Annotated in this window: 22 protein-coding genes; 12 read left to right on the forward strand and 10 right to left on the reverse strand. The window is 45.2% G+C overall.

Annotation, left to right across the window (positions count from 1 at the left end; all coding sequences use genetic code 11):
- Positions 1-514: 514 nt before the first annotated feature.
- The 7 genes from H6F63_RS16530 to coaE all read left to right on the forward strand — a co-directional run bounded on the left by H6F63_RS16530 (position 515) and on the right by coaE (position 12,895).
- On the forward strand, positions 515-1,453 hold the full coding sequence (locus tag H6F63_RS16530; RefSeq protein WP_347276805.1) for a homogentisate phytyltransferase: 939 nt from the start codon (positions 515-517) through the stop codon (positions 1,451-1,453).
- A 286-nt stretch (positions 1,454-1,739) separates the two neighbouring features.
- The gene (locus H6F63_RS16535) at positions 1,740-2,204 is read left to right on the forward strand and encodes a tetratricopeptide repeat protein (RefSeq protein ID WP_190638661.1); all 465 of its coding nucleotides are present in this window, start codon (positions 1,740-1,742) and stop codon (positions 2,202-2,204) included.
- Between the two features lie 134 nt (positions 2,205-2,338).
- Positions 2,339-3,928 (forward strand): uroporphyrinogen-III C-methyltransferase, encoded by a 1,590-nt coding sequence (cobA, locus tag H6F63_RS16540; RefSeq protein ID WP_190638662.1) that lies wholly within the window; start codon positions 2,339-2,341, stop codon positions 3,926-3,928.
- A gap of 235 nt (positions 3,929-4,163) precedes the next feature.
- Complete coding sequence (locus H6F63_RS16545; protein ID WP_190638663.1) at positions 4,164-9,275, forward strand: PAS domain S-box protein; 5,112 nt, start codon at positions 4,164-4,166, stop codon at positions 9,273-9,275.
- On the forward strand, positions 9,262-9,708 hold the full coding sequence (locus H6F63_RS16550; RefSeq protein ID WP_190638664.1) for a response regulator: 447 nt from the start codon (positions 9,262-9,264) through the stop codon (positions 9,706-9,708). Before H6F63_RS16545 ends, H6F63_RS16550 begins: the two co-directional genes overlap by 14 nt.
- Positions 9,709-9,941: 233 nt before the next feature.
- Positions 9,942-12,158 carry an EAL domain-containing protein gene (locus H6F63_RS16555; protein WP_190638665.1) on the forward strand — a complete coding sequence of 739 codons (2,217 nt, stop codon included), beginning with the start codon at positions 9,942-9,944 and terminating at the stop codon, positions 12,156-12,158.
- A gap of 128 nt (positions 12,159-12,286) precedes the next feature.
- A complete protein-coding gene (gene coaE / locus H6F63_RS16560) occupies positions 12,287-12,895 on the forward strand; it encodes a dephospho-CoA kinase (RefSeq protein ID WP_190638666.1) in 609 nt (202 codons plus the stop codon).
- A gap of 260 nt (positions 12,896-13,155) precedes the next feature.
- Here the strand turns inward: coaE and H6F63_RS16565 are convergent, their stop codons facing one another.
- Positions 13,156-13,560: a DUF1499 domain-containing protein gene (locus H6F63_RS16565; protein ID WP_190638667.1), complete on the reverse strand. Its 405-nt coding sequence runs from the start codon at positions 13,558-13,560 to the stop codon at positions 13,156-13,158.
- 97 nt (positions 13,561-13,657) lie between these two features.
- Here H6F63_RS16565 and H6F63_RS16570 point away from each other — a divergent pair, with 97 nt between their 5' ends.
- Complete coding sequence (locus H6F63_RS16570) at positions 13,658-14,128, forward strand: tetratricopeptide repeat protein (protein ID WP_190638724.1); 471 nt, start codon at positions 13,658-13,660, stop codon at positions 14,126-14,128.
- Positions 14,129-14,476: 348 nt separating this feature from the next.
- On the opposite strand, the gene H6F63_RS16575 is transcribed toward H6F63_RS16570, so the two are convergent.
- Positions 14,477-15,280, reverse strand: a complete 804-nt coding sequence (locus tag H6F63_RS16575; RefSeq protein WP_347276804.1) for a DUF3153 domain-containing protein — start codon at positions 15,278-15,280, stop codon at positions 14,477-14,479.
- Between the two features lie 53 nt (positions 15,281-15,333).
- Complete coding sequence (locus H6F63_RS16580; protein ID WP_190638726.1) at positions 15,334-16,641, reverse strand: metallopeptidase TldD-related protein; 1,308 nt, start codon at positions 16,639-16,641, stop codon at positions 15,334-15,336.
- Between the two features lie 208 nt (positions 16,642-16,849).
- Between H6F63_RS16580 and H6F63_RS16585 the strand changes: the two genes are divergently transcribed.
- Positions 16,850-17,365, forward strand: a complete 516-nt coding sequence (locus H6F63_RS16585; RefSeq protein WP_190638668.1) for an SLATT domain-containing protein — start codon at positions 16,850-16,852, stop codon at positions 17,363-17,365.
- Positions 17,366-17,417: 52 nt separating this feature from the next.
- Here the strand turns inward: H6F63_RS16585 and H6F63_RS16590 are convergent, their stop codons facing one another.
- Positions 17,418-17,948, reverse strand: a complete 531-nt coding sequence (locus tag H6F63_RS16590; RefSeq protein ID WP_190638727.1) for a hypothetical protein — start codon at positions 17,946-17,948, stop codon at positions 17,418-17,420.
- Between the two features lie 329 nt (positions 17,949-18,277).
- On the opposite strand from H6F63_RS16590, the gene H6F63_RS16595 reads away from it, so the two are divergent.
- Complete coding sequence (locus H6F63_RS16595; protein ID WP_190638669.1) at positions 18,278-18,724, forward strand: hypothetical protein; 447 nt, start codon at positions 18,278-18,280, stop codon at positions 18,722-18,724.
- 144 nt (positions 18,725-18,868) lie between these two features.
- Here H6F63_RS16595 and argB read toward each other — a convergent pair whose 3' ends face one another.
- The 3 genes from argB to H6F63_RS16610 form a co-directional block, all read right to left on the reverse strand.
- The gene (gene argB / locus H6F63_RS16600) at positions 18,869-19,762 is read right to left on the reverse strand and encodes an acetylglutamate kinase (protein WP_190425558.1); all 894 of its coding nucleotides are present in this window, start codon (positions 19,760-19,762) and stop codon (positions 18,869-18,871) included.
- 160 nt (positions 19,763-19,922) lie between these two features.
- Positions 19,923-20,501: a shikimate kinase gene (locus tag H6F63_RS16605; protein WP_190638670.1), complete on the reverse strand. Its 579-nt coding sequence runs from the start codon at positions 20,499-20,501 to the stop codon at positions 19,923-19,925.
- A gap of 110 nt (positions 20,502-20,611) precedes the next feature.
- A complete protein-coding gene (locus tag H6F63_RS16610; protein WP_190638671.1) occupies positions 20,612-22,108 on the reverse strand; it encodes an NB-ARC domain-containing protein in 1,497 nt (498 codons plus the stop codon).
- 253 nt (positions 22,109-22,361) lie between these two features.
- Here H6F63_RS16610 and H6F63_RS16615 point away from each other — a divergent pair, with 253 nt between their 5' ends.
- Positions 22,362-22,583, forward strand: a complete 222-nt coding sequence (locus H6F63_RS16615) for a hypothetical protein (protein ID WP_190425697.1) — start codon at positions 22,362-22,364, stop codon at positions 22,581-22,583.
- Between the two features lie 162 nt (positions 22,584-22,745).
- Here H6F63_RS16615 and H6F63_RS16620 read toward each other — a convergent pair whose 3' ends face one another.
- Complete coding sequence (locus H6F63_RS16620; RefSeq protein ID WP_190638672.1) at positions 22,746-24,155, reverse strand: NB-ARC domain-containing protein; 1,410 nt, start codon at positions 24,153-24,155, stop codon at positions 22,746-22,748.
- A 381-nt stretch (positions 24,156-24,536) separates the two neighbouring features.
- On the opposite strand from H6F63_RS16620, the gene H6F63_RS16625 reads away from it, so the two are divergent.
- Complete coding sequence (locus H6F63_RS16625; RefSeq protein ID WP_190443733.1) at positions 24,537-24,728, forward strand: hypothetical protein; 192 nt, start codon at positions 24,537-24,539, stop codon at positions 24,726-24,728.
- A gap of 73 nt (positions 24,729-24,801) precedes the next feature.
- Here H6F63_RS16625 and H6F63_RS16630 read toward each other — a convergent pair whose 3' ends face one another.
- On the reverse strand, positions 24,802-25,515 hold the full coding sequence (locus tag H6F63_RS16630; RefSeq protein WP_190638673.1) for a LapA family protein: 714 nt from the start codon (positions 25,513-25,515) through the stop codon (positions 24,802-24,804).
- Positions 25,516-25,561: 46 nt separating this feature from the next.
- The gene (locus H6F63_RS16635; protein ID WP_190638674.1) at positions 25,562-26,179 is read right to left on the reverse strand and encodes a flavin prenyltransferase UbiX; all 618 of its coding nucleotides are present in this window, start codon (positions 26,177-26,179) and stop codon (positions 25,562-25,564) included.
- Positions 26,180-26,237: the final 58 nt, after the last annotated feature.

The raw sequence follows: 26,237 nt of genomic DNA on the forward strand, positions 1-26,237 counted from the left end.
TACTACCCACAACGGATAACGGGGTTGGGTGCGGAAATCTCGAATTTGTTGCAGATGCGCTATCAAGCTCATTACACTAACGTAGACAACGACTACCTCTCCATTTTCTTCATGCTCTTTTTTCTCTCACCAATGAATCAGCCCTGGGATGCAAGGGGGATCTCCACCATCTAAGCGTCTCGATTATGACTTTTCAGACATCCTCTTACGGGGATTGGGCAGGGTGGTTTCATACAACCCTTAGAAAATGTCGAAAATTGCGACATTTTGTAGGGGCATGGCAATGCCATGCCCCTACTGTAGGTAGGGTTGAGGGATGAAACCCAATACGCATAAGCATTTGTCAAGTGAGGTTCCACGGGGCCTAACCTATGTTCTGAATAAGGGGCTTTTTGAAAGTTGCAGATTGAATAAGTAATAACTTTGGTAGCAAAAATTGCTTAAAATCAAGCCTGAGCATTAATTCAGGCACTTACTCTCTGTGATATCTCCTCAAAAGCCTTCCGGGCCCCAAATTAATCCTTCTCAGTCCCATCCAGTTCAGCAACGTGTTCCCTGGCTGTATGCCTTTTGGAAGTTTTCGCGACCCCATACGATCATTGGCACTAGCTTAAGTGTGGTGGCATTGTACTTGATGGCGATCGCTCTCAGCACCACTAGCGTCATCGGCGATAGCGTGGTGCAACTGTTGGGAAGTTGGATTGCGTGTTTGGGGGGCAATATTTACATTGTGGGGTTAAATCAGCTGGAAGATGTAGAAATTGACAAAATTAACAAACCCCATTTGCCCATCGCAGCCGGTGAATTTTCCCGGCGACAAGCTGTAATAATTATCGCTCTTAGCGGTACTGTAGCGTTGCTTTCTTCGCTGCTGCTGGGGCAATATTTACTTTTGACAGTGAGCATTAGTTTAGCAATTGGCACAGCTTATTCTTTACCGCCAATTCGATTAAAGCGGTTTCCATTTTGGGCAGCGTTGTGTATTTTCACTGTGCGGGGGGTAATTGTTAATTTAGGGCTGTTTTTACACTTCAGCTGGGTGTTGCAAAAAGAACAAGTGATTCCCATACCAGTCTGGGCGCTAACCTTGTTTGTATTGGTGTTTACGTTTGCGATCGCTATCTTTAAAGACATCCCCGACATGGAAGGCGACAAGCAGTACAATATCACCACTTTTACAATCCAGTTGGGTAAAGCTGCTGTATTTAATCTCTCTCTCTGGGTAATAACTGTATGTTACGTCGGGATGATTTTAGCGGGCGTGGTGAAGCTTCCTTTGCTAAACGCCACCTTTGTAGTCATTACTCATTTATTAGCACTAGCCTTGCTGTGGTGGCGCAGCACAAGGGTTGATTTACAAGATAAGGTAGCGATCGCATCCTTCTATCAATTTATCTGGAAACTGTTTTTCTTGGAATATCTAATTTTTCCCGCCGCCTGTCTTTTGGCGTAAGAAAAACACTGCCTGATAATGGCGCGTTACACAACGCTTTTTAGTCCGCGTAGCGAAACCCAACATACATACAGATGAGCCGTGAAATTTATTTCCGGCTCATAGCTTAAACCCGTTAAAACGGGTTAAAATCAATACCAAGCAAGCATTTGAGGGCGTTGACATGGACTTGATATTTCAGCCGGAACTTTAGTTCCGCGCTTGCTCGCAAGGCAAAAATTAAGCGCCATCCATCCAAATTTGTTTAATTACAATCTTACAAATTAAAGTATAAAGTGAGGAAAAAATGGGCGAAAATCAAACAATTTATTTTATTGCTACGGCTGTGGTTGGTATTATTTTAACCGGACTTGGTTATTTTATTTGGGAGACAATTACTACATCAAATATATTTGAAAAAGGAGTAAATCTTTATAAACAAAAAGATTTTGCAAGCGCCGAGGCAAATTTTCGCCGGGTGATGGAACGACACCGTACTAATGATATGGCTCGGTTGTTTTTGGGAAATTCGCTGATGGCGCAAAACAAACTTGATGAGGCTACGCCTGTGTTTCGGGAACTGACGGAGAGATCGCCCAAAAATATAGATGCTTATTTGAGGTTGGGAGACGCTTTGATGAAGCAAAATAAGTTAGAAGAAGCGATCGCAAATTTGCAAAAAGCTAGAGAATTATATAAAGCACCGTCCCCAGAGCAAAAACAGCTCGAAGACTTAATCGAGCAAATTAAACTAAACACGCCCACACCGTGAAGGGTGAGGCTACACATATAAAGCCTGCTCTTATCAGGCTTTATATGTGTAGCCTTGCGTTGTACAAGCTTTGTCTGTTCGCCCTTAACTTTAGTCGTCCAGCTTAAATCCAAAATTCAAAATCTAAAATTGATATGACTGAGCATATCGGCAAAGTATATCTTGTAGGCGCGGGGCCAGGAAATGTTGCTTACCTCACCGTGCAAGCGCAACAACTGCTTTGTGAGGCAGAAGTTTTAGTTTACGATGCGCTCATCGATGAGCAACTGTTGCAACTGGTGCCAGATGATTGCCAGAAGCTGGATATGGGCAAGCGGGGAGGAAAACCTAGTACACCGCAAGCAGAAATTAACCAACTGCTGGTGGAAAAATGTCAAGAAGGTAAAGCCGTTGTGCGTCTAAAGTCAGGCGATCCGTTTATTTTTGGGCGCTGTAGTTCCGAAATTCAAGCATTAATTGCCGCCCGGTGTCCATTTGAAATTGTGCCGGGAATTTCCTCAGCTTTAGCAGCACCTTTACTAGCAGGAATTCCGCTGACAGATCCGGTGATGAGTCGAGGTTTTGCCGTAGTGACAGCCCATGAACCAGAAGCCTTAGACTGGAAGACACTCTCCGGGATGCAGACGCTAGAAATATTGATGGGCGGACGCAATTTAGGTGAAATTGTCCATCAGTTGCAGCGATATGGGCGATCGCATTCTACACCAGTCGCCGTTATTCGTTGGGCGGGAACTGCTGAACAAAAAATCTGGATAGGGACTTTGGGCAATATTGTGGAGAAAACCAAGGGTGAATCTCTTTCTCCCACAGTAATTGTAATTGGGGAGGTAGTTGGCTTGAGAGAATATTTGCGATCGCCTGAAGAAGACACAAGGCGATCCCCCCAACCAAAAGGAATTACCAATTCCCAAGCCCCAATCCCTAATCCTCAATCCTCCATTCCTATGTTTGGTAAAACTATCTTGGTGACGCGAGCAACCGGACAAGCAAGTGAGTTTTGCGATCGCTTGCAACAACAAGGCGCAACAGTAATCGAAATGCCTACTCTGGAAATTGTGCCGCCTTCCAACTGGGAGGCTTTGGATAATGCGATCGCGCAAATTACTGACTACTCGTGGTTAATTCTCACTTCCACTAACGGCGTTGATTACTTCTTTGAACGCCTAGAAGCACAAAATAAAGATGCTCGTGCCTTAGCAGGGGTAAAAATTGCTGTAGTCGGCAAGAAAACCGCCCAAAGTTTAAAACAGCGAGGTATCAACCCAGATTTTATTCCCCCAGACTTTGTGGCAGATTCCCTCGTAGAAAACTTTCCAGAAAATCTCTTCGAGAAAAAAGTTCTGTTTCCCAGAGTCGAAACAGGTGGAAGAGAAGTTTTAGTGTCGGAACTACGCTCTTTGGGTGCAGAAGTGGTAGAAGTGGCGGCATATCAGTCTCGGTGTCCAAAAGCAATTTCTCCCCAAGCTCTCCAGGCACTACAGCAGCAGCAAGTCGATATAATTACCTTTGCCAGTTCTAAAACTGTGCAACATTTTTGTCAATTAGTAGGCGAAATTGATGAATTGCCGCTCCAGAATGTCTGCATCGCCTCAATTGGCCCTCAAACCTCAAAAACTTGTCAGGAGCTTTTGGGACGAGTTGATGTGGAAGCGCCAGAATACACTTTAGATGGGCTGCTGGAAGCGCTACTAGAGTGGACTACAGTGTTAAGGAATAATTCTTAAACAACTCTTAATCTTGCCACTGTTAAGGAAATTTTGTTAACTTTTGGGGTAGTCGTGCTACCTGCACAGAACACCTGAAGAAAAAAGCATGGAAATAGTATTAACTAATACAAAATATTAGTTTTTTCATCTTGCTCCTTCAGCGGAAAAGGTTTAGGGGATGAAGTAGCCTATGCGATCACTTTTAAGATCGTTAAATGTTATCAGGGATACGGCAGCATCCAGGTTGGGGACGATGACGAGCCGGCTGGGAATAGGTAACGCATACGCAACTTCACTGCGATCGCGCCTGCTGCTGCTGGTTCTGCTGGCTGTCATTCCAGCGTTTGGGCTGACGCTCTACACACACTTGGAAGATCGTCATCTGGAAAAAGTTGAAGCCAAGAAAAATGCCCTGCGGCTGAACAGGCTCGCTACCGACAATCAAGAGCGCTTAATTGAGAATACCCGCCAACTACTTACTGTACTGGCGCAACTTCCCGAAGTACGCCAGCAGGATGCCAAACTGTGTAGTAAGTTTTTGGCTTCTCTGCGGCAAAAATATCCAGGCTATGGCAATTTGGGTGTTGTAGAAGCCGATGGCGATGTATTTTGCAGCGCTCTTCCTTTTAAAAAGCCAATTAACTTAGGAAATCGCCCGTGGTTTGTGCGTACTTTCAAAGAGCGTAACTTCGCTACTGGTGATTATCAAATTGGTCAGATTACAGGCAGACCAGGGCTGGTTTTCAGCTATCCTCTACTTGACGAGAAAAGACAAGTGACAGGGGTAGTTTATGCCGCCCTGGATTTGCGATCGCTAAGTCAATTAGTTAACACTTCCCATCTGCCGCCCGGATCGACTTTTACCGTTATTGACAGCAACGGGACAATTTTAGCCCGCTACCCCAACCCAGAAAAATGGATTGGGCAGTCTGCGCCAGAAGTACCGTTAGTCAAAACTATTCTCAAAACACAAAAGACAGGCACCGTTGAATCTATTGGCTTGGATGGTATATCGCGCTTGTATGCCTTTGCGCCGCTTTCTGGTGTTTGTACAAATAGCAGCGATCGCTGTAGCATTTACCTAACCATTGGCATTCCTAAAACTGTTGCCTATGCTGAGGCTCAAGGAAGGCTGAAGAGAAACTTATTTACTTTAGGGTTAATTGCGGTATTCGTAGTCATTGCCACCTGGATAGGCAGCGACGTATTTATATTGCGGCGGGTAAAAGCGCTAATAAAGGCAACGCACCGCCTCGCCAAAGGCGATTTGAGCGTCCGGACTGGCTTGGCTTATGCTAGCGGAGAATTCAACCAGTTAGCTTATGCCTTTGACACGATGGCGGCATCGTTGGAAAACTCTTTTAAAGAACGCGAATCAGCAGAAGCAGCTTTGCGAAAAAGTGAGAAAAAGTATCGTTCACTGGTTAATAGTCTGCCACAAGTGCTATTTCAAACCGATGAAGCTGGACATTGGACATTTCTCAATCCTGCGTGGACACAACTTACTGGCTTTACTATTGAAGAAAGCATTGGGAAGAATTTTTTAGATTATATTCATCCCGAAGAGCGCGATCGCAACTTACAAGAATTTTCTTCCTTAATTTCACAGGCAAAAGAATCTTTTCACAATCAGGGAAGATATATTACCAAAGATGGTAGACATTGTTACCTGGAAGTAACCGCCCAATTAACTCTAGGTTCCGATGGTAGAATTAATGGCACCAGTGGCAGCCTCACCGACATCACCCAGCGGAAAATCGCGGAGTCAGCTTTAAGGGAAAGTGAAGAACGCTGGCATCTAGCATTGCGCGGCAATAATGATGGAATTTGGGACTGGAATATCAAAACTAATCAAGTTTTCTTTTCAGCTAGATGGAAGGAAATGCTAGATTATGAAAATGATGAAATTGCCAACCATTTTGATGAATGGATCGGTCGGGTACATCCAGATGATGTTGACTGGATGCTACAGCTTTGCCAAGATCATTTGGATAAGAAAATACCATTTTACGTCACCGAGTATCGCCTAAGGTGCAAAGACGGCACTTATAAATGGATTTTAAATCGCGGTCAGGCGCTGTGGGATGAAACAGGTAATCCCGTGCGGATGAGTGGTTCGCACACAGATATAAGCGATCGCAAGCTTGGAGAAGCAGCACTTGCAGCCAGTGAGGCTAAATTCCGTTCGCTAATTCAAAATAGCTCAGACATCATCACTATTATTGATGCTGATGGCGTAATGCAGTATCAAAGTCCCTCTGTTGAGATAATTTTGGGATATAAATCAGAGGAATTAATTGGTAAGAGATATTTCGATTATGTTGATCCTGAAAAAATTAAGTATGTTAAAAATAATTTGCACAACTTAATTGAAAACCCTGGCTTAGCCGTATCGATAGAATACAGATATCAACATAAAAACGGATATTGGCGCTATTTATCATCAAGATGCACTAACCTCTTTGCTGACCCGGCTGTAGGTGGTATTGTTGTCAATTCTCGCGATATTACTGAACGCAAAAATGCTGAAGAAGCCTTGCGAGAAAGTGAAGAAAGATTCCGCAATATAGTCGAAAATACTAACGACTGGGTGTGGGAAAAAGATATTAACAATGCCTATACTTACGTCAACCCGAAAGTAAAAGATATTCTGGGTTACGAGCCAGCCGAGATTCTGGGAAAGAGGCTTTTTGAGTTGATGGAACCGTCAGAGGCTGAGCGATTTGCTCAATTGATGGATTACTTTACCTCACTCAGACAACCGTTCTCAGAACTGGAAAAAACGTTACTTCACAAAGATGGTCATCAAGTTATATTCGGAACCAGCGGTTCTCCAGTCTTCGACCATCAAGGTGTTTTTCAAGGTTATCGTGGTATCGCTCGTGACATAACTCTTGCCAAGCAAGCGGAAGCGCTGATAGCCGGACAAAAACGTTTACTAGAAATGATTGCCACGGGAGTGCCACTCCTTCAGGTGCTGGAAGCTTTGGCGCAGTTTATCGAGGAACAGTCTGGTGAAGGGATTAGCGCGATCCTGCTTGTTGACAAAAGTGGGACAAAATTGCTGAATGGAGCCGCTCCTAGTCTTCCAGGCAGCTACACTCAGGCAATAAATGGAATAGCGATCGCTCCTAATGTTGGTTGCTGCGGTTCGGCGGCGTATTTTGGTAAACCAGTTATCGTTTCGGACATCGAAAACGATCCCTTGTGGACAGAATTTCGCGATTTGGCATTATCTAATGGATTGCGAAGCTGTTGGTCGATGCCAATATTTTCCACCAATGGCAAGATACTGGGGACTTTCGCCATGTATTACCGCAAAGTTCGCCCCCCCAGTGCCGAAGATTTGCAACTGATCGCAGTAGCAACGCAAATGGCAGGAATTGCGATTGAGCGCCAGCAGTCTTTGGAGGCGTTGCGAGAAAGCGAAGCCCGGTTTAGGCGGTTGGCTGAGTCGAATATGTTTGGGGTATTTTTTGGGGATATTAACGGTAATATCGCCGAAGCTAACAACGCTTTTCTGTCGATGGTCGGCTACACGCGGGAGGAGCTTCTTGCAGGTAGAGTGCATTGGGACGTATTGATCCCCCTAGAATGTCGCTCTCTGAATGAACGAGCGATCGCAGAAATTAGAAAATCTGGCTCTTGTACCCCTTTCGAGCAAGAATACACTCGCAAAGATGGCAGTTGCGTCCCCATTCTATTCGGCATGGCACTTTTGGACGACTATACAGATCGGGTTGGCTGCTTTGCAGTTGACTTGACAGAGCGCAGACAGCTGGAAAAAGCACTAGCCGAACTTTTGGTACTTGAGCAGCAGGCGCGTACAGACACCCAAGCCAGCGAACAACGCTATCGCCTTCTAGCAGACGCAATGCCGCAGATCGTCTGGACTGGACAGCCGGACGGCTTTCTAGATTACTACAACCAGCGCTGGTTTGACTATACAGGAATGACGCTGGAGGAAACTCAGGGGTGGGGATGGCAACCTGTGCTGCATCCGGACGACGTACAAAATTGTCTCGACACTTGGAATCATGCAGTGCAGACGGGCGAACCTTATAAAATTGAATATCGCTTCAAGAGAGCATCTGACGGAAAATATCGCTGGCACCTCGGTTGGGCGTTACCATTGCGCGATCGCAATGGCAATATTATCAAGTGGTTTGGGACTTCTACGGACATTGACGACCAGAAGCGGGCTGAGGAAGGATTGCGTCAGAGTGAGGAGCGCTATCGTTCTCTGGCACGCGCCACCTCGCAGATAGTCTGGGCTACCAACGGTCAAGGTGAGATGATTACCGAGCAAGCTGATTGGACAGCTTATACTGGTCAATCTGAAGCCGAGATCAAGGGCTGGGGCTGGCTAGAAGCCGTTCATCCCGACGAGCGCGATCGCGCTTCCCAAGAGTGGTTTCAAGTCATCCAAACCAAAAGTATCTATAACACCGAGTTTCGTCTGCGGGGTGCCGATGGTGATTATCGATACTTCAATGTCCGTGGCGTTCCCTTATTATCAGAAGAAGGTGAAATTCGCGAGTGGATTGGCACCTGCACCGATATTACAGAAAAAGTGCTTTCCCAAGAAGCAATTAGCCAGCTAAACGCCGAATTGGAAAAAAGAGTCATCGAACGCACCGCCCAATTAGAAGCAGCTAATAAAGAGCTAGAAGCTTTCTGCTATTCTGTCTCTCATGACTTGCGTAGTCCTCTGCGTGCCATCAACGGTTTCTCGCGGATCTTGCAGGAAGATTATAGCGATCAACTCGATCCCGAAGCCCAACGCTATCTGCAACTGGTGCAGGACAACGCCCAGAAAATGGGCGACTTAATAGATGATTTGCTCAGTTTCTCCCGGCTGTCGCGCCAACCGCTAAGAAAACAGCCAGTAACTATTCTCCACATAGTGCGTCAGGTACTCGCAGAACTAGACCAAGAACAACAAAACCGTAATATTGAAATTACAATTGGCGAACTCCCCATTTGCCAGGGAGATCCAGCCTTACTCAAGCAAGTTTTTATCAACTTACTTTCCAACGCCTTCAAATTTACACGCGATCGCGAAATCGCCCAAATTGAAATTGGCTATAACGGTCAGTCATTAACTAATACCCAAGAACTAATAACTAATGATGTTTATTTCATCAAAGACAACGGTGCAGGCTTTGATATGCGCTACGCCCATAAACTCTTTGGTGTCTTCCAACGGCTACACCGTGCAGAAGAATATGAAGGAACCGGGGTAGGTTTAGCGATCGTACAACGCATCATCCACCGCCACGGCGGACGCATCTGGGCTGAATCAGCAGTCAACGAAGGTACAATTTTTTACTTTACCCTTACAGGTGCTAATGGCCACAATTGAGAACCCAAAGGAAATCTTGCTAGTCGAAGACAACCCTAACGATGTGGAACTCGCACTTTTGGCCCTGCGGAGAAACAAAATCTCCAATCACATCCACATCGCCCGCGACGGCGAGGAGGCGCTAAACTTCATTTTCTGTAAAGGCACCTTTGCAGACCGCAACCTTAACAACAACCCCAAACTGATTCTGCTTGACTTAAAACTCCCCAAAATTGATGGTTTAGAAGTTTTGCAGACCATCAAATCCGACCCCCAAACCCGTAAAATTCCAGTAGTAATACTTACCTCATCCTGTGAAGAGTGCGACATGGTGGATAGTTACCAACTCGGTGTCAACAGTTACATCGTCAAGCCTGTAGACTTTGAACAGTTCACTGAAGCTGTGAGGCAGTTGGGGTTGTACTGGCTAGTGTTGAACCAGTCGCCATTCTAAAAGTCAGGGCGTATACCATTTTCAAGGCAAAGATTTTGGATTATTAAAATCGAATACAGTACAAAATTTTAGAAATTGCCGAGCCGACAAACCTAAAACCATATTGTACTGTCAGAAGCACAAAGGCTATAACGAGTGAAATCTTAACCATGAATTTGCATACATCACTTCAGAACTCAGACATCAGGCCGCAAACGTCAAAACTCAGACATTCTTATCAACAGAAGGCCATCATGTCAGTTCCGCTGAAAGTTTTACTGCTTGAAGACTCACCAACCGATACTGAACTGACTCTGCACGAACTGCGTTGGGCTGGTTTTAAACCAGATTGGCAGCGCGTAGATACAGAAGCCGACTACCTGGCCCAATTGCATCCCGATCTTGACTTGATTCTGGCTGATTACACCTTGCCTCAATTTGATGCTCTCAGGGCGCTGGAACTTTTGCGATCGCGCAATCTAGACATTCCCTTCATAGTCGTTACTGGCACAGTTAGCGAAGAAGTGGTAGTAGAGTGCATGAAACACGGCGCAGCTGATTACCTGCTTAAAGATAGATTAGTGCGACTGGGGGCGGCGGTATCGCAGGCGCTGCAAGCGAAACAAATGCGCGACCATAAGCGGCAGACTGAGGCGGAAAAGACACGATTAATCGCATCCCTACAAGAAAGCGAACAACGATTTCGAGCGTTAATCGAAAACGCCACCGACATTATTCTGATTGTTGATGAAAATGGTGTTTCACAATATGTTAGCCCTTCTGTTGAGCGAATTTTAGGATATTCACCAGCTAGGGTGATTGGCAAAAGCGCTGTAAAGTTTGTTCACCCAGAGGATATAACTCTGGTTAATCAAACATTTGAACGTGCTATGGAAAATCCCAGCGTTAGTCACCGACTACCTGAGTATCACGTTCGACATACCAACGGTTCTTGGTGCGTTTTTGAGGCTGTCACTACTAACTTACTGAACGATCCAGCAGTAGCTGGGATTGTAGTCAACTGCCACAATATTACCCACGCCAAGCTTGCCGAGGAACAGCTGCGATACCATGCTTTTTATGATTCCCTGTGTGGCTTGCCTAACCGAAAATTGTTTCTAGATCGTTTGGCAAGTCGCATAGAGCGTGGCAAAGAACACCCAGAGAGTTTATTTGCTGTCTTGTTTCTGGATTTGGATCGCTTTCAGATGGTCAAATACAGTATGGGACACTTGGTAGGCGACCAACTGCTGATTGCTACGGCTGGCAAGCTATCAAGCTGTCTGAGTGCTAGTGACACGCTAGCCCGGATGGGAAGAGACGAGTTTGCTATTCTGCTGGACGATATTCACGATGTAGGTGATGCTATTCGCATTGCCCAGCAGATCCACCGGAAGTTGGGGGAGCCTTTTAAACTGAATGGGCGCGAGGTGTTCACAACTACCAGTATCGGAATTGCTCTGAGTAAAACTGATATAAAAACATTAACAAGTGAGACACCAGGAAGTTCTTCGGTTTCCTCTTTGTCCTCGGTTAATCCTCATTACTGCCTCCTCAGCAGTGATGATGACCTGCCTCAAGATTTGCTGCGGGCGGCGGATACGGCGATGTATTACGCCAAGGTACAGGGCAGAGCAGGTTATGCTGTGTTCGATCCGGTGATGCACACTCGTGCGGTGGATCGTTTGCAGTTAGAAACGGATCTGCGACGAGCGATCGCTACCCATGAATTTCAGCTTTACTATCAGCCAATTGTTTCCCTATCTACAGGGAAAATTAGTGGTTTTGAGGCTCTTGTACGCTGGTTTCACCCGACGAGGGGCATGGTTTCTCCATCTGAGTTTATCCCAGTGGCAGAAGATACTGGTCTGATCGTCCCCATTGGTGCATTGGTACTTGAGGACGCCTGCCGTCAGTTGCGTGTTTGGCAGATGAAATATCCCGATTTTACGGATGATTTAACTATCAGCGTGAATCTTTCTAGTGTCCAATTTAGGCAACCAGGTTTAATTGAGCAAATTGACGAAATTTTGCAGGAAACTGGTCTTGATCCTAGTTTTTTGAAGTTAGAAATCACCGAAAGTACCATCATGGAAAATGCCGATTCTGCTAAAGCTTTGCTTGAGCAATTGAAGGCAAGGAATATTCTATTGTGTATTGATGACTTTGGTACAGGCTATTCTTCATTAAGTTATTTGCACCGCTGGCCTATAGATACTTTGAAGATTGACCGCTCTTTTGTCAATGGTATCGGCATTGAGGCTCACAGTCGGGAGATTATCTGGACAATTGTAACGCTGGCTGGCAATCTGGGTATGGAAGTGGTTGCAGAAGGTGTGGAAACTGAGCAGCAGTTGACTCAGTTGCGACTATTGAAACGGGAATGTCATTATGGGCAGGGATATTTGTTTTCTCGACCAGTGGATAGCGAGGCGGCTGTGAAATTGTTTGCGTCAGAGTTGCGATGGTAAAACAATTAAAAATTATCGTTTTTAGTCAGATACTGGGAATACAATTCTGGGAATGGCTAAGAAGAAATGAGGCTCTAGCGTCATGCTCCGACATTCCCCGTCAGAGATTGGGAACGAGAGTATAACTAATGAATAATGACGATAAACGGCGGATTATTGGTTTAACTGGGGGCATCGGGACTGGCAAAACTACGGTTTCAAATTATCTTGCCAGTGCCTACAATTTGCCGACTTTGGATGCAGACGTTTATGCAAGAGATGCTGTAAAAGTTGGTTCGACGATACTGAATCTGATTGTTGAGCGCTACGGTTCAGATATACTTCTACCGGATGGAACCTTAGATCGCGGGCGGTTGGGTAATGTTGTTTTTAACAACTTTGGGGAACGTCGGTGGCTAGAACAACAGATTCATCCTTTTGTGCGCGATCGCATTGTCGAGGCAATTGATAATTTTAATCTACATCCCACGGTGGTATTAGTGGTGCCTTTGCTGTTTGAAGCTGGAATGACTGATTTGTCTACAGAAGTGTGGGTTGTAAGGTGTTCGCAACAACAGCAGATTCAGAGATTGATTCAACGCGATCGCTTAACTTTTGAACAGGCGCAACTTAGAATAAACAGCCAGATGCCAATAGACCAGAAGTGTGCCAAGGCTGATGTCGTTCTTGACAACTCCTCCACTTTAGAATTTCTGCTCCAACAGGTAGACGCAGCCATAAAAAGTTTTGAATGTTGAGTTAGAGCGTTTCTCAACAGTGGATTTTCAGTCATTGACAGGCTGATTCAATACTTGGGCAGCTTTAGTGCAATGCAAGTGCCAGGTTTTCCCTGTCCCCAACACTTACAAAATGAAACCACCCTGTAACGCAATACTTCTCGGAGGGGGGTGGTTTCATACAACCCTTAGAAAATATCGAAAATTGCGGTAGGGGCATGGCATTGCCCCTACCGGAAACCAAAATCAACGTTACAGAATTTTCTCTGACGGGGTTGTTACTAGCTTCGGAGTTCGTTGAGTTTGGCTCTTAGTGTCTCTATTCTTTTACGGTTCACGCCTAAATCAGACTGTCCCAGGCGGGAAGCTGAACGGACGTGGATGGTTTTTGCGGCATCATCGACATAGAATTCCACATCATCGACAAACCCCATGAGTTTGGTGGTGAATTCCGCGTAGAGGTAATTGTCGGTTTCGGCGACAATTTTGGTTTTAGGGAGAGACTGGATAACTGTCTTGAGATCAGCGATCGCTTGTGCGGCGCTAGAGTTGTAGGCAAGAGGCTCGATTTTATGTTCGCTATCCTGGCTTTGGCTGTTGACACAGTTGGGCGTACTAGGACATGGCGCTAGTTTTCCTGACTGTACACCTAGATTTGTGGGTCGTTTTCCGGCAAACACGGTCATTCCTCCTAAAAAAGTAGTTGCCCCTATGAAACAGATAGCTGCTAAACATAAGGATATGAAGATTACAGGCCAACGTGACTTACTGGGGCTGACATCCATGAATGAATTTTCTCTCAATTCGTTACTAGAAGACCTGAAAAACCCTGATGAAAAGGTGCGCTATGATGCTACGGCTGAGCTTTGGCGCATTTGGTTTTATCAAAAGGGAGTAGCGGGTTTTGAAATTTTACAGCGATCGCAGGCATTACTTGAAGCAGGAGAGATTGCCAAAGCCGAAGATTTACTTAGAGAAATCATCGCAGCTCAACCTGATTTTGCCGAAGCTTGGAATAGACGAGCCGTACTTTACTATATTCTCAGGGATTATAAAAAAGCTCTTAAGGACTGTCAAATGGCTGTCGAGCTAATTCCATTTCACTTTGGCGCACTGCATGGTATGGGTTTGTGTTATCTCGCACTGGAAGAATACAGTGCTGCTATCGTAGCTTTTAGAAAAGCTTTGGAAATTCAGCCTTATGCGCTAGAGAATCAAAGGTTAATTTTAGAGTGTACAGCAAAATTGAGTTAACGCGATCGCTTCATTTTCATCCCTGTAGACGGTTGACACGGATTAATTTACCTGTCATTTCCTCAGCAGAAATAGCCTTATTAATGCACGTCGCCAGCCTCTCCAAGTTTTTATCGTCTGTGCAAGTATCCTTGCCCTAACTTAATCTAAAAAGGGCAAATATAATTTGGGTAGTGGTATAGAAGTAGTGATAAATTCACTTTCACCCCTACCGTACAAGGCTTTGAGCATTGAATATCACTATCTGTTTACCACTACCATAATTTGCATATTCTCACACTAAACCCGCCTACGCAGGTTTCAAAATTTGGCGCAGGCGGGTTTTGTTCGTCTTGCAACTTTCGACTACTAACTTTGTGGAACCGCAGGCGGTGTCACAGAAACCGTCCCACTTCCGGGGGAATTCTTCCCTTTCAAGTAGAATCCCGCCACCACTAACAAAATAATAACCAGCGTCCCAATTCCAAGGGGGTTAGGAAGCCAGAACACAGCTTCGATGTGGTTTACCTCGCCTGGATTCAGCTTCCAAACCAGTTCATGCCCTTTATCGGAGACAACTGGGGCGATCGCAGTGGTAGAGTTATCAACACTCTTAGCACCCCAAGGAGTTTTCAAGCTAAAGTCTAAATCAAACAGCGAACCGGGACTAACTATAACGTTACCGTCAGTAGAGAGAACACCGAGCGATCGCAAATCCAAATCGTAACTCAAACGATTTCGCACCCAGAAAATAAAGTTACCCTGAGTCAAACTCAAATTAGACTTAATCGTTGGTAAATCCGTCGCAGGTTGGGAACCCTTCTTCACTGGAGGATTAAAAAACTCATTAAACTTCTCCTCCAACTCCCGACCACTAGCAAACGGAACCGTCAGAATAACTTCCTCTTTCGAGATGCGCTTAACTTTCCCAGAAAGTTGCTTTGCGCGACTCTCAAGACTATTTAACCAATCCTGCGCCTGTTCGCTGCTAAAAGCCGTCAGCTGTTCCCGCAACTTAATATGCTGTACAATCTCCCCTTTATTCGGACTCTCGAAATTCACCCCAGCATCATACTGAACGCAACCCGAAAGCAAAAGCACCGCCAACAGCATCACCCAGAGAACCCGCATCCTCGCCAACACATCGCCAAATTCCAACACAGCTAACCTCACTCTTTCTCCTCCTTGCTCTTTGTTCTCTTCGCGTCCTTCCTTGTGCGCTTCATTTACCCATGTCGCGCCGCCACACCCAAACCTTCAAACAACATACAAGGCAAATAACTACCGCCGCCAACCCATTCGGGCGTATCTCCTAAATCCACCAAATTTTTAAAAGCCTCAAAAATACTACCAGCCACCATAGTATTCTTCACCCGACCGACAATTTTGCCTTTTTCTACCTTGTAACCTAAATCCAGGTTTACTGAGAACTCTCCCGCCAGTTGATTCGACTGTCCAGCACCCAAAACCTGATCCACAATTACCCCTTCATCCATATTGGCAATTAAATCAGCCGTAGAAGTCTTACCAGGAGCAAAACACAGATTCACCAAATCTGGGCTAGGACGAGACAAACCACCCCGGAAACCGTTACCAGTAGACTCGCAACCAGCCCGTGCAGCCCAACGACGATCCCAATAAAAGCCGCCTACAGTGCCTTGCTCGATAAACACCTTGCGACTGGTGGGCGTACCTTCATCGTCAAAAGCGCAGGCAGAAGCTCCGATGCTGGGATCTTCAAATAACGTTAAACGCTCGTCAAATAGCTTCTCGCCCAGTTTAGCTGCCAATGGAGAGGCTTTTTGGACAACGGATTGACCGGAGAGAACCGTTTTAAATAAGCGTCCGATGGCACCTGCGGCGGCTCTGGGGTTGAACAAGACAGGGAAAGATCCACTTTCAATTGTTGCTGGCTGTTCTGCTAGAGCGTACTTTTGCAACAAATCTTCCAGAAGACGGTTATAGTCGGGAACGCGATCGCGGGCGACATCGAAGCTGTAAATTTGGAGAAAATCTTCCCCGCGTACTAAGTTACCCGAAAGGCTGGCGCTGACAATTTGGCTGCTGCGTTCGGCGTAGACATCAGAACTGGTAGCAATTTTAATGTTCCCTTTCCGGACGTGGAAGCCGACATCTACCAGGATATCGGGATTATAGTCGTGGATTTGGGAAATTAAGCGATCGCCTACTTCCACTAATTCTTCAGTTGCTGGTGGTGTGTAGGTGGTTTCTGGTGCTGTCACCTGCATTACGCTGGCAAAATCAAACTCAGAGGGATCGCCAATTTCCGACGTTTGCACGGCAGCATCTACCAAATCTTCCAGCCGCGTCAAGTCTGTGGAACTGGCAAAACCCAACTTACCCTTATGCAGCACCCGCAGCGCTACCCCTCTCAAGGCTTTGGTTTGCAGAGATTTTAAACGATTGTTTTCAAACTCAACTGGTGTGTCAGAGCTTGATAGATAGTAAACTTCAGCGGCATCGGTTCGCCCCTTTGCCAATTTCAGAATTTGCTCCACCGTCGCATCAGTCACCATCTCAGTTCCTCCAGCTTCACCCATAATCATCTTAAATTAAACCCACACGCTCGCAGCGTGTGACTACACAGACACTGCCCGCACAACGCGAGCTATAGATTAGCTTGCGTTGCGCGGGCTTCGTTTGTTCGCCCTTGACTTTAGTCGTCAGGCGTTTTTACTTCTAGTTATTCTAGTAGGTATAGATTAATTTTTATTTCACCGAATGGCTAATTCAACTCGATTGGAAAACCAAGATATTAAATTTGGCATTTTAGACCAAGCACAACAAAAGGCAATATATACTCTTGCTTTATCTAAAGCCCACTTTAGTACAGCAACAGTTTGGGGTTATGTGCAATTTATAGTAGGAATACCAAATACTATTATTTCTGCTATCGCTGGAGCCTCAGCTTTATCACAATGGCAAGATAGTAATATGCTGGCTGGAATGTTATCAATTTTAGTAGCCATACTAACGGCGATATCAACTTTCTTAGACCCAAGCGATCGCGCAAAAGCTCACTGGCACGCGGGAAATCAGTTTCAGCTGCTTAACGATAAGTTCCAAATATTTATAGATTTTGATGCGATCGCTGGGAGTTCTCCTCAAGAGCTTAAACAAAAGCTAGATATACTAATAGATGAATTTTATAAAGCCAGAAAGGAAAATCCTGTAACTCCTTACTGGTCATGGAAAAAGGGTTTAAAAGAAGCTAAACAAGAGCAGCGTCAAGTGTAGATTCTAAAGACGCGATTTCTCGCGTCCGTAAAAAATACGCTCCAAAGGAGGTTTACAAACTCCACCACGCTAAGGAACCCAACGTCAAAATGATAGCAATCAGGGCAACCCAGATAAAACGATTGTCTTGGGTATTGACTTTGCTCAAGTCAACTGGTTCCAGTTCTGGTTCTGGACGCTTACGGGGGGTAGTATTGGCAGGCTTAACATTGCTAGCGCCCCGAAATTCTGCCTGACTCTCAGCCAGTGCAGTTAAGTCGGGAATCTCACTCAACCATTCTGGACGCCTACTTAATTGGGGAGCTTCCATAATGTAGAGTAGGCGACGGCTTTGCTTGCTGATTTCTGGATCGGGATGATGAAACAGCTGTTTCAACAAAGCGATCGCTTCCGTCCTTTGTCCAGCAGCCTCATAAGCCGTCACCAGCCAAATCTGCACTTCTCCCCCCAGTCGAGAGTTACGAGCCACAAGGCTACTCGCCTTTTCCAAATGCTGCACTGACTGGCGGTACTCGCCACGCTCAAATGCCGTTTTGCCAGCCTGGTACTGGGTTTTAATGATATCTCGGTTTTCTGAATTCACTTTGCCGATGTCATCTGGAGTGAACTTTTTTTCAGTTTTGTCGTCAACGCCGACAGCCCCTTTAAATTTTAGCGAAGGGGTTGATCCTGAAATCAAAACTACTGCGATAATTTGCCTTCACCAGGGTTTTATCACAGAGGGGGTGGGGACTGGGGACTGGGGACTAGGGACTAGGTAAGACTTTTTCCCAATCCCCAATCCCCACCCCCAATATCACCCATTCAGGTGAATCAGCTAGGGGAATCTACTTAGCTTTGCCAGGGCGTACCTTAAGAAGTAATTCAAGCTTTCATATCAAGTTACTATCCAATAAATCGGGAGCTAAAACCATGCTCAAAGCAATAAATCTGTCTCAAGGTGGATTCAATCGGCTTTGCCTTGCTACCCTGTTAGCACCGTTAACGCTAGGATTCGCCATGTTAACAGGAGCGAATTCACCCGTTAACGCCAGACCCTCAGTAATTATACGGAATCGCCCTACTTACGTAATTCCACGGCCATCAACTGGCAACTGGATTTACGGCAGTCCCATCCCCAGTCCGATTCCTGTAAACCCAGTAACGGGTTTTTCTAACAATTACTATTCGGATTACTATCCGGGTTACTATCCGGTCAATCCGGGCTTTTCTGTCAGGGTCAATGGGGGAGTCTTCAGTTCGCCACTCATCCGAGTGAATCCACGGTTTGATCATTTGCGCCCGATTAACCCAGGGATTATTAGACCACGGGTATATCAAAGACCTTTTGTTTCGCCAAGGCGGATCATTATTCGTTAGGGATTGGGGATTGGGGACTGGGAATTGAGAATTGGGAATTGGGAATTGGGATTAGGGATTGGAAGGACTCTTACCCAGTCCCTTCTTCCTAGTACCTAGTCCCTAGTCCCCAGTTCCCAGTCCCTAGTCCCCAGCCCCCAGTCCTCAAGCCATAAACTCGGAAGCGATAATCATCGACCCGATACCAGCGTCGGTGAAAATTTCTAATAGCAGTGCGTGGGGAATGCGACCATCAATGATGTGTGCAGCGTGAACGCCTTGGGCAAGACTACGCACGCAACACTTCACCTTGGGAATCATTCCCCCGCCGACTACACCAGCCTCAATCAAACGCCGCGCTTCGCCGATATCTACCTTGGGAATCAGGGTGGATGGGTCTTTGTAATCCTGTAAGATTCCTGCTGTATCTGTGAGCAAAATCAACTTCTCTGCACCCAAAGCCGCCGCAATTTCTCCAGCTACGGTGTCAGCGTTGATGTTATAAGCTTGCCCAGTTTCATCTGCCGCAACGCTGGACACTACGGGTATATAACCGCTATTGACCAGAGACTGCAAAAGCTTGGTATCTACACTGGTAACTTCCCCAACAAAGCCAATACCCTCGGCACCTTCTGGGCGGGCTTTGAATAAATTGCCGTCTTTGCCGCAAAGTCCTACAGCATTCCCTCCAGCCCGGTTAATCAGGGAGACGAGTTCTTTATTCACCCGACCGACTAAAACCATTTCCACAACATCCATTGTGGGAGCATCGGTGACGCGCAGACCATTTTTAAATTGTGGCTCGATTCCCAGCTTATCCAGCCAAGAGTTGATTTCCGGGCCACCGCCATGTACTACAACTGGGCGCAAACCGACGCAGGATAAGAATACGATGTCGCGGATTACTTTGTCTTTGAGCGAGCTGTCTTTCATGGCAGCGCCGCCGTATTTGACGACAACGGTGCGACCAGCAAATTGCTGGATGTAGGGTAGTGCTTCGCTTAGCACTCGCACCCGCGTGGCTTCAGCCTTCAGGATGTATTCGCTATCGTTGATCATTACTTGGCAGAATCAGGCTAGTTATTGTTTTTAGAAGTTTAGAACATAGGTGCCTCTGCGAGGCGTTTATTTGCAGCTGTTTGAAGATTCAATATTTCAATCCCTAACCATAATTTATACCTCTAGTCTAAGTAAATTCTACATCAAATTAGGGATAGGTTTAATGACCGTTATTGCTTTGCGGCCGCTTCTTGAGAACTGTGGGAATCGCTTCTATGATTTGCTTGGCGATTTGTTCGGGAGTTTGCTCTTGGCTAATGGAGATTTGCAGGTCTGCTTGCGCGTAGAGCGGCTGGCGTTGGTGGCAACGGTTTTCCAATTCGGTAGCTAGGTCAGCGTTTTTTAACAAAGGTCGGGTGGTATCGTTTTGCAGACGGGCGACTAAAAGTTCTACTGGTGCGTCTAACCACACTACTAGACCGTATTGCAGATAGCCCCAATTTTCTAGGCGCAGGATAATGCCGCCGCCAGTGGCGATCGCTAACCTGGTAAAAGCTGACATTTCCTGTAGCACTTTGCTTTCCATCTGTCGGAAGCTGTCTTCACCGTCACTGACAAAAATATCGTTAATGGATTTACCAGCAGCTTTCTCAATTACGCTATCGGTGTCCACAAAACCGTAACCCAGCTGCTGGGCAAGTAATTTCCCTACGCTGGTCTTCCCAGCACCCATCATCCCCACCAGATAGATATTGATGCCCTTGAGCGATTCCCTAACTTGACGATTATTGTTTTCCATATCTATAAATATTAAATTCTACAAGCGATCGCTTCGCCTCGGCTAAGAGCCTACGCTTTCACACTTTCGCAATCAACTCCAGAAAATAGAATTGGTCTTTTACTTCCCCATTACCTATTACCATATATATCAAAATTTTGTAAGACTACCTCTTTCAAATTTCGTAGTGAAGGTTGCCACTTTTCCACCAATCCACCCCGCACACAGCTTTTCACCCAAGGATGCAAATTATATCGTGGATTGTGTATCTCCAAATCTTGTAAATCTTCAATTAAATACCATCGTCGTAGCTCAGCGATCGCTATGTCCAAATCTTCTTCCAGGAACTTCCAATCTCTAGACAAATCTGCTCTGCTGACGCTTACATCGCTCCCAGCTATATAACGCAGTATGGTCTGTGCTGGCACACCGATTCGTTGCCAAGTTGGCTCCAGACAGAAGCGATAGAATGTTTCAAGTGGTCGGCTGGTTGCTGAAAGTTCCGACAATACTGGCTCAAGTGTACGAACGTGAAAAATACGCCCCACCAAAAAATGTAGTGCTAGCGGTGCGCCGCAAGAAAACTCATGCAATTGATGTAACTGTTCATCACTTGCCTGGCTAAGTATCGCTAGATTATTGTATTTTGCCTCATCAGCTAACAAAATGTGTGACCATTTTTCTTCAAGTCTTGGAACTTCAATTAATCCTAAGTATGGAGGTTTTATCCTAAGTCTGCTGGTTAACAACGCTCGGCTGGGGTTAAGCATCTTGACAAGATTCCCCACAATATTCTCAATTTGTGCAGTTTCAGCGTTGTCTAATACGAGTAGCAGCTTTTCTTCTCTAAGACGCTGGTGAACTTGCTCTACAGGGCAAGCTAGTTGATATGCTATTTCCTTGATAAATTGCTGCCAACTAAGAGATTTAAAAGGCTTTTCAAAGCTAATATAACCATCAACTAATTCGCTTTGTCGAGCCGTAACCCATAGCACATCACTAAAGAGATTTCTTTTAAGTGCTTCTTTGGCAACAAAACTCGCAGCTTCCGATTTCCCATACCCCGGACTGCCAGTAAGCGAGAGGATAGATACTTCATTCGGATCGCAAATCCGCTGCAATATTTCTTCAATTAAGTTATCTCTTCCCCACACACTCCGGCAGCGAGTATTTGGTATAAATACCCCTATCTGGCGTTTTGAGTTCTCATTTTGTGGCGTAGCGGCTGACGTTTTTAGCTCTGGCTGCGATGAAGAACATCCGACAACAGGAGTTGCCAACGAGCAGTTTTGAGTAACTACTAACTCCCTATCGGTTGTGTCTTGAACCTGCTGGTATAAGTCTATCCATTCATCGTATGAACAGTTGAGTAACAGTTGACATAAGCCGTTGGCAATCCGATATTCGCAGGTGTGGCGACTTTCTGATTCCAAAATAGCTCGTAAAGCTTGGCGTGATGGTTCAGGTGTATCGAGTTGTTTCCGCCACGCGCTTAAAAAGTCTTGTATTAGGGCCCGGTTGCCATTTGGCTTATATCTTTTTTTAAACTCATCATGTAGCTTTTGCTTCAAACTCCCGGATAAATAAACGTTACTATTGCCTCTTTTGATTTCAGATGCACCAGTCATAATAAATACAACTAAATCTTATTAAGACTCTGCCTTAAGTAATAACATTGGATTTCTATAAATTAATCCAATGTTATTAATATATCCGCTTATGAAAAGTTTATGTTAACTTTAAATTTCTTTTAAATTAACTTTAAATTACTGTAATCTACATTCAGTGATGCTACTGTTGCTTAATAAGGCTAAATCGTAAAATCCCAGTAATTCCACTTAGGTTGACAAGTTTTTGGGGGTGCTACCCATGAAGAGTAAAGTGATTAATATCCGTGAAGTTGTCCAACAGGCTATGACGACGGGCTATCTTACCATCGCAGCCGAGGAGCAACTGCGGAGACTTCTAACCACGAAGTATGGCTTTGAAGATTTCAAAGCCTTTATGAAGTTGCAGCAAGCAGCAATGGAGGGTCAGGTTCGCCAAGAGTCTCGCGAATTAGCGCGACAAAAGCAGCTTTCCCGGCATTTAAGAGCTTCATAGCGAGACAAAAATCCGGATGGTTGAGGTTCATAGCTTTCAAAAATCCAAAATTAACTATTGATGACTCCTCCAAGAATTATTTTCCTATGCCTCGCTGGGAGGATTAATTAATACTAGGCTGATTAAGAAAGCAACAGATTTAGCAGTTATTTCTCCCTAAACCTACTCAACTAATTTTTCTGCTAGATACGCTCTGACTACTGGTAGCAGCGTGAAGTTTGTTAAGTTTTTCTCCAGAAGCGATCGCCTCCGCAAAGATTCAATTGCTTCCATCTGTTCCCGTTTCGATATTCCTGGTGCAATCTCCTCTTGCAAGGCACCTACAGAAACAGACTTGTGACGAATTGCCAGCCAGTACATTACTTTTCTTTCTATATTCGATAAGCGCTCAAAATGTATATCTAGTAAATCGCGGACATCGCCAAAAACCACAATTTCTTTTGATAAAAAGTCTGTAATATTACCGTTGAAAATATCTTTGATTGTCGTTGCTACAATTTTGAGGATTAACGGATTACCGCTATAACGGTTAATTAAAACTCGGCATTCTTCTGGGTTGCCAATCAAACCTTTGAGTTGCAACAGTTCTTGTGCATTGGATGCTGCCAAACCCCGCAATTCAAGACAGCGAACAGGTAGGTTTGCGCCTTCGAGTGCGGCAATTTCTTTGGGTTTTTCCCGGCTGGTGAGAATGCAGCAGCTGGGATGGCGTTCTTCTCCTAAGCGTCGAAATAGTTCTCCATACACCTGATATTCGTAGCTATAATAACCAGCATTTTTGCCACTGCATAAAACCGCTTCAGCTTGATCCAGAATCAGTAAACAGCGGCGACTTCGGATATAAGTCATCAAGCGAGAAATTGTCACTTCTGCCGATAGGCTGTCTACTGTTTCTTGTCCTTGAGACAGAAATTGAATCAAAGAAGCCACCAGATCCTGAATCGATGGCGCATGACGAAGCGATCGCCAGATGACAAACTCAAAGTTTTCGCTTATTTGTTCTGCCAACTTTACAGCAAGAGCAGTTTTACCGATTCCCCCCATGCCTAGCAACGCCACCAAGCGGCAGCTGTCGTTAACAATCCACTGTTCTAAAGTTGCTAGTTCTTCTTGAGAACCATAGAAGTCTTCTACATCTATAACTTCTTCCCAATCTTGGTGCTGATCAGCAACTACTGTAGACTGTAACGTCTCTTCTGTCTCGCTTTGATTTTGTTCTGGCAAATTAACAGATTCAGTTTTATATCCTGCTTTGGATAGCAAGTTAGTAACGCGGCTCCAGTTCTTTATCTTTATTGTGTCGCCAGTCTGACGAATTAGAAGTTCCTGAATATATTTATATAATCCATTGGATAAATAGACTCTAACGGCACTCGAAGTGCGACTTTTGTAGACAGTATCTGCAATTTCGGCAGGAGAGTAACCACACAGTAAGCCTCTCAAGAATTTTTTTTCAACTGGTGTCAGGCTTCTACCTTTGGCAGAAGCTAAGTCTATGTATAGTTTTTCCAGATTCCAGTTATTTGCCGCCTCTTGAAAATCAGCTTCCTGTTCATTAACAGTTGATTCCATTACCCTGCGTTGCCATCCCAATTCAAGATTGCCAACGCCTGATTTTAACTGATTAATTATGAAATACTAACGAACTAACGATAAAGTTATAACGAATTTAATAACGTCTGTTAGGTGTAGTTTACGGAATCTTTTAGTTATCCTTAATTTTATGGAGACTTCATCGAACTTTCATCTAAACTTTATTAAATATTTACAGGGTGTGGAGGGAAAAGGAGATGAGGCTACGGTTTTCCTTGAGTTTAGACAGTTGTGGCAGTTTCAGCTACGTAAGTGGTATCTTTCCCCGTTCTCAGATATGGCATCCGCAAATCTACTTAAGCGAGTTGAGCATTTAAAAAATCGGTGTTTGCTCTTGACGTTTTTCTAGGTAATAACCACATGATGCTAATCCGTGAACTTGTCCAACAGGCTCTAGCCATCGGCTACTTAACGATAGAAGCTGAAGAACAACTGCGACAGCTGCTCAAAAAAAAGTATGACAGAGAGGATCTGAACGCCTTTATGACCTTACAGCAAGCGGCTATGGCTGGACACGTAAAGCAGCAATCCCGCGAACTACTACGCTCATAAGCATTTGGGATCTTGAACAAATCAAGCATAGAACAGTGAAATTGTCAATTCCGATTAGGAGCGTGGCTAGGGGTCACGCTCTTGGCTTGTCGCTGCGCCAATCATCCTCAAAGTTGTCTTCGTCCTCATCTTCAAATCCCCAGTCATCCTCATCCTGATTGGTTTCCGGGGTGGGTGGTTGATAGGGCGGCGTAATCACGCGGTAATTGGCGTCATAAACCGCCTCAGTTTTTCCAACGCCGGAATTCTTTGGTTCCCGGTAGCTATAAGAATAGACTGAGCCAGCTCGTGAGGCGCTTTTTGGTTCTTGCCTAACTTCGTACCTCGTGCGGTCTTCTTCGGGAAAATTTTGAGGACTGGTGTCTGCGGCGGCTGGCTTCTCCTCAAAATCCCACTCATCGTCATCAGTAGTGCTGGTATCCTCTTCCCAGTCATCTTCATAGGACTCGGTGTTTTTAGTTTCCGGTGGTGGTGGAGGGGGAGGGGTGTAAGGGGTTTGTTGAGTATCATCCCCAGTTTCGCGCCGTCGCCAGTTAGAACGAGTTGATTCGGCTTCTAGTTTTTCCAGTTTGCGGATGCGCGATCGCAAAGGACGTTGTTGCAGATAGCTGAAAAATTGCAACAAACCGCTAACGATCGCGCCAGATGCGATCGCTACTATTATCCACACCGCCAGAGGTAGCGCCTGCGTCCTCGCCCCGAAAAACACTATCGACAACGGCGACAAGTTTTGAATGGCAAATAAAGCCAGAGTTCCCAGCAGCAAAAATACCAGCAAAATCCGCATAATCTATTAAAAATGAGAAATTAAAAATTAAGACTATCTTAAATTTCTATTTTCCTTCCCAGCGGTTGATTGGGATGCAATCAATGTCCAGCTGGTCTAAAGCACGAGCTACAACAAAATCCACCAAGTCTTCAATATTTTGGGGATTGTGATACCAAGCCGGGATAGCTGGAACAATTCTAGCGCCTGCTTCTGCCAAAGTGGTCAGGTTACGCAGATGAATCAGGCTGAAGGGCGTTTCTCGCGGCACAATAACAAGTTTACGTCCTTCTTTGAGTTGTACATCGCTTGTCCTCTCCAGCAAGTCGGAACTCAAACCCGCCGCCAGCTTTGCTACGGTACTCATACTACATGGCATGATTACCATTCCCAGTGTGCGGAAGGAACCGCTAGCAATATTAGCTCCCACATCGCTCCAAGGGTGACAGCGTAGTTTACCTGCTAGTTCTACCCCCGCTTGCTGTCGCCAAAATTGTTCCTGTTCTTCAGGGTTAGGAGGCATTCGGATATTTTGTTCTGCCTGCCAAACTATATAAGTAGATTTAGAGGCAACCAGTTCAATGCTGTATTCTGCTTCTAGCAGAAATTTCAAAGCACGGACAGCATAAATTAAGCCAGAGGCACCAGTGATGCCTAAGATTAGAGGCAAAGTGTTTTTAGTCATTAGTTATTGGTCACTTCAAGTACGGCTAATGGCAATTAGCCATTAGCCATTAGCCATT

It is taken from the genome of Trichocoleus sp. FACHB-40, assembly GCF_014695915.1.
Lineage (GTDB): Bacteria > Cyanobacteriota > Cyanobacteriia > Cyanobacteriales > FACHB-T130 > Funiculus > Funiculus sociatus.

What these genes read in the sequence shown, in the direction of transcription:
- argB (WP_190425558.1), bottom strand. Translation starts at nt 19,762, where the DNA reads ATGATCAACGATAGCGAATACATCCTGAAGGCTGAAGCCACGCGGGTG.
- H6F63_RS16585 (WP_190638668.1), top strand. Translation starts at nt 16,850, where the DNA reads ATGGCTAATTCAACTCGATTGGAAAACCAAGATATTAAATTTGGCATT.
- H6F63_RS16555 (WP_190638665.1), top strand. Translation starts at nt 9,942, where the DNA reads ATGTCAGTTCCGCTGAAAGTTTTACTGCTTGAAGACTCACCAACCGAT.
- H6F63_RS16535 (WP_190638661.1), top strand. Translation starts at nt 1,740, where the DNA reads ATGGGCGAAAATCAAACAATTTATTTTATTGCTACGGCTGTGGTTGGT.
- cobA (WP_190638662.1), top strand. Translation starts at nt 2,339, where the DNA reads ATGACTGAGCATATCGGCAAAGTATATCTTGTAGGCGCGGGGCCAGGA.
- H6F63_RS16635 (WP_190638674.1), bottom strand. Translation starts at nt 26,179, where the DNA reads ATGACTAAAAACACTTTGCCTCTAATCTTAGGCATCACTGGTGCCTCT.
- H6F63_RS16595 (WP_190638669.1), top strand. Translation starts at nt 18,278, where the DNA reads ATGCTCAAAGCAATAAATCTGTCTCAAGGTGGATTCAATCGGCTTTGC.
- H6F63_RS16610 (WP_190638671.1), bottom strand. Translation starts at nt 22,108, where the DNA reads ATGACTGGTGCATCTGAAATCAAAAGAGGCAATAGTAACGTTTATTTA.
- H6F63_RS16630 (WP_190638673.1), bottom strand. Translation starts at nt 25,515, where the DNA reads ATGCGGATTTTGCTGGTATTTTTGCTGCTGGGAACTCTGGCTTTATTT.
- H6F63_RS16605 (WP_190638670.1), bottom strand. Translation starts at nt 20,501, where the DNA reads ATGGAAAACAATAATCGTCAAGTTAGGGAATCGCTCAAGGGCATCAAT.
- H6F63_RS16565 (WP_190638667.1), bottom strand. Translation starts at nt 13,560, where the DNA reads ATGACCGTGTTTGCCGGAAAACGACCCACAAATCTAGGTGTACAGTCA.
- H6F63_RS16620 (WP_190638672.1), bottom strand. Translation starts at nt 24,155, where the DNA reads ATGGAATCAACTGTTAATGAACAGGAAGCTGATTTTCAAGAGGCGGCA.
- H6F63_RS16545 (WP_190638663.1), top strand. Translation starts at nt 4,164, where the DNA reads ATGACGAGCCGGCTGGGAATAGGTAACGCATACGCAACTTCACTGCGA.
- H6F63_RS16625 (WP_190443733.1), top strand. Translation starts at nt 24,537, where the DNA reads ATGATGCTAATCCGTGAACTTGTCCAACAGGCTCTAGCCATCGGCTAC.
- H6F63_RS16550 (WP_190638664.1), top strand. Translation starts at nt 9,262, where the DNA reads ATGGCCACAATTGAGAACCCAAAGGAAATCTTGCTAGTCGAAGACAAC.
- coaE (WP_190638666.1), top strand. Translation starts at nt 12,287, where the DNA reads ATGAATAATGACGATAAACGGCGGATTATTGGTTTAACTGGGGGCATC.
- H6F63_RS16570 (WP_190638724.1), top strand. Translation starts at nt 13,658, where the DNA reads ATGAATGAATTTTCTCTCAATTCGTTACTAGAAGACCTGAAAAACCCT.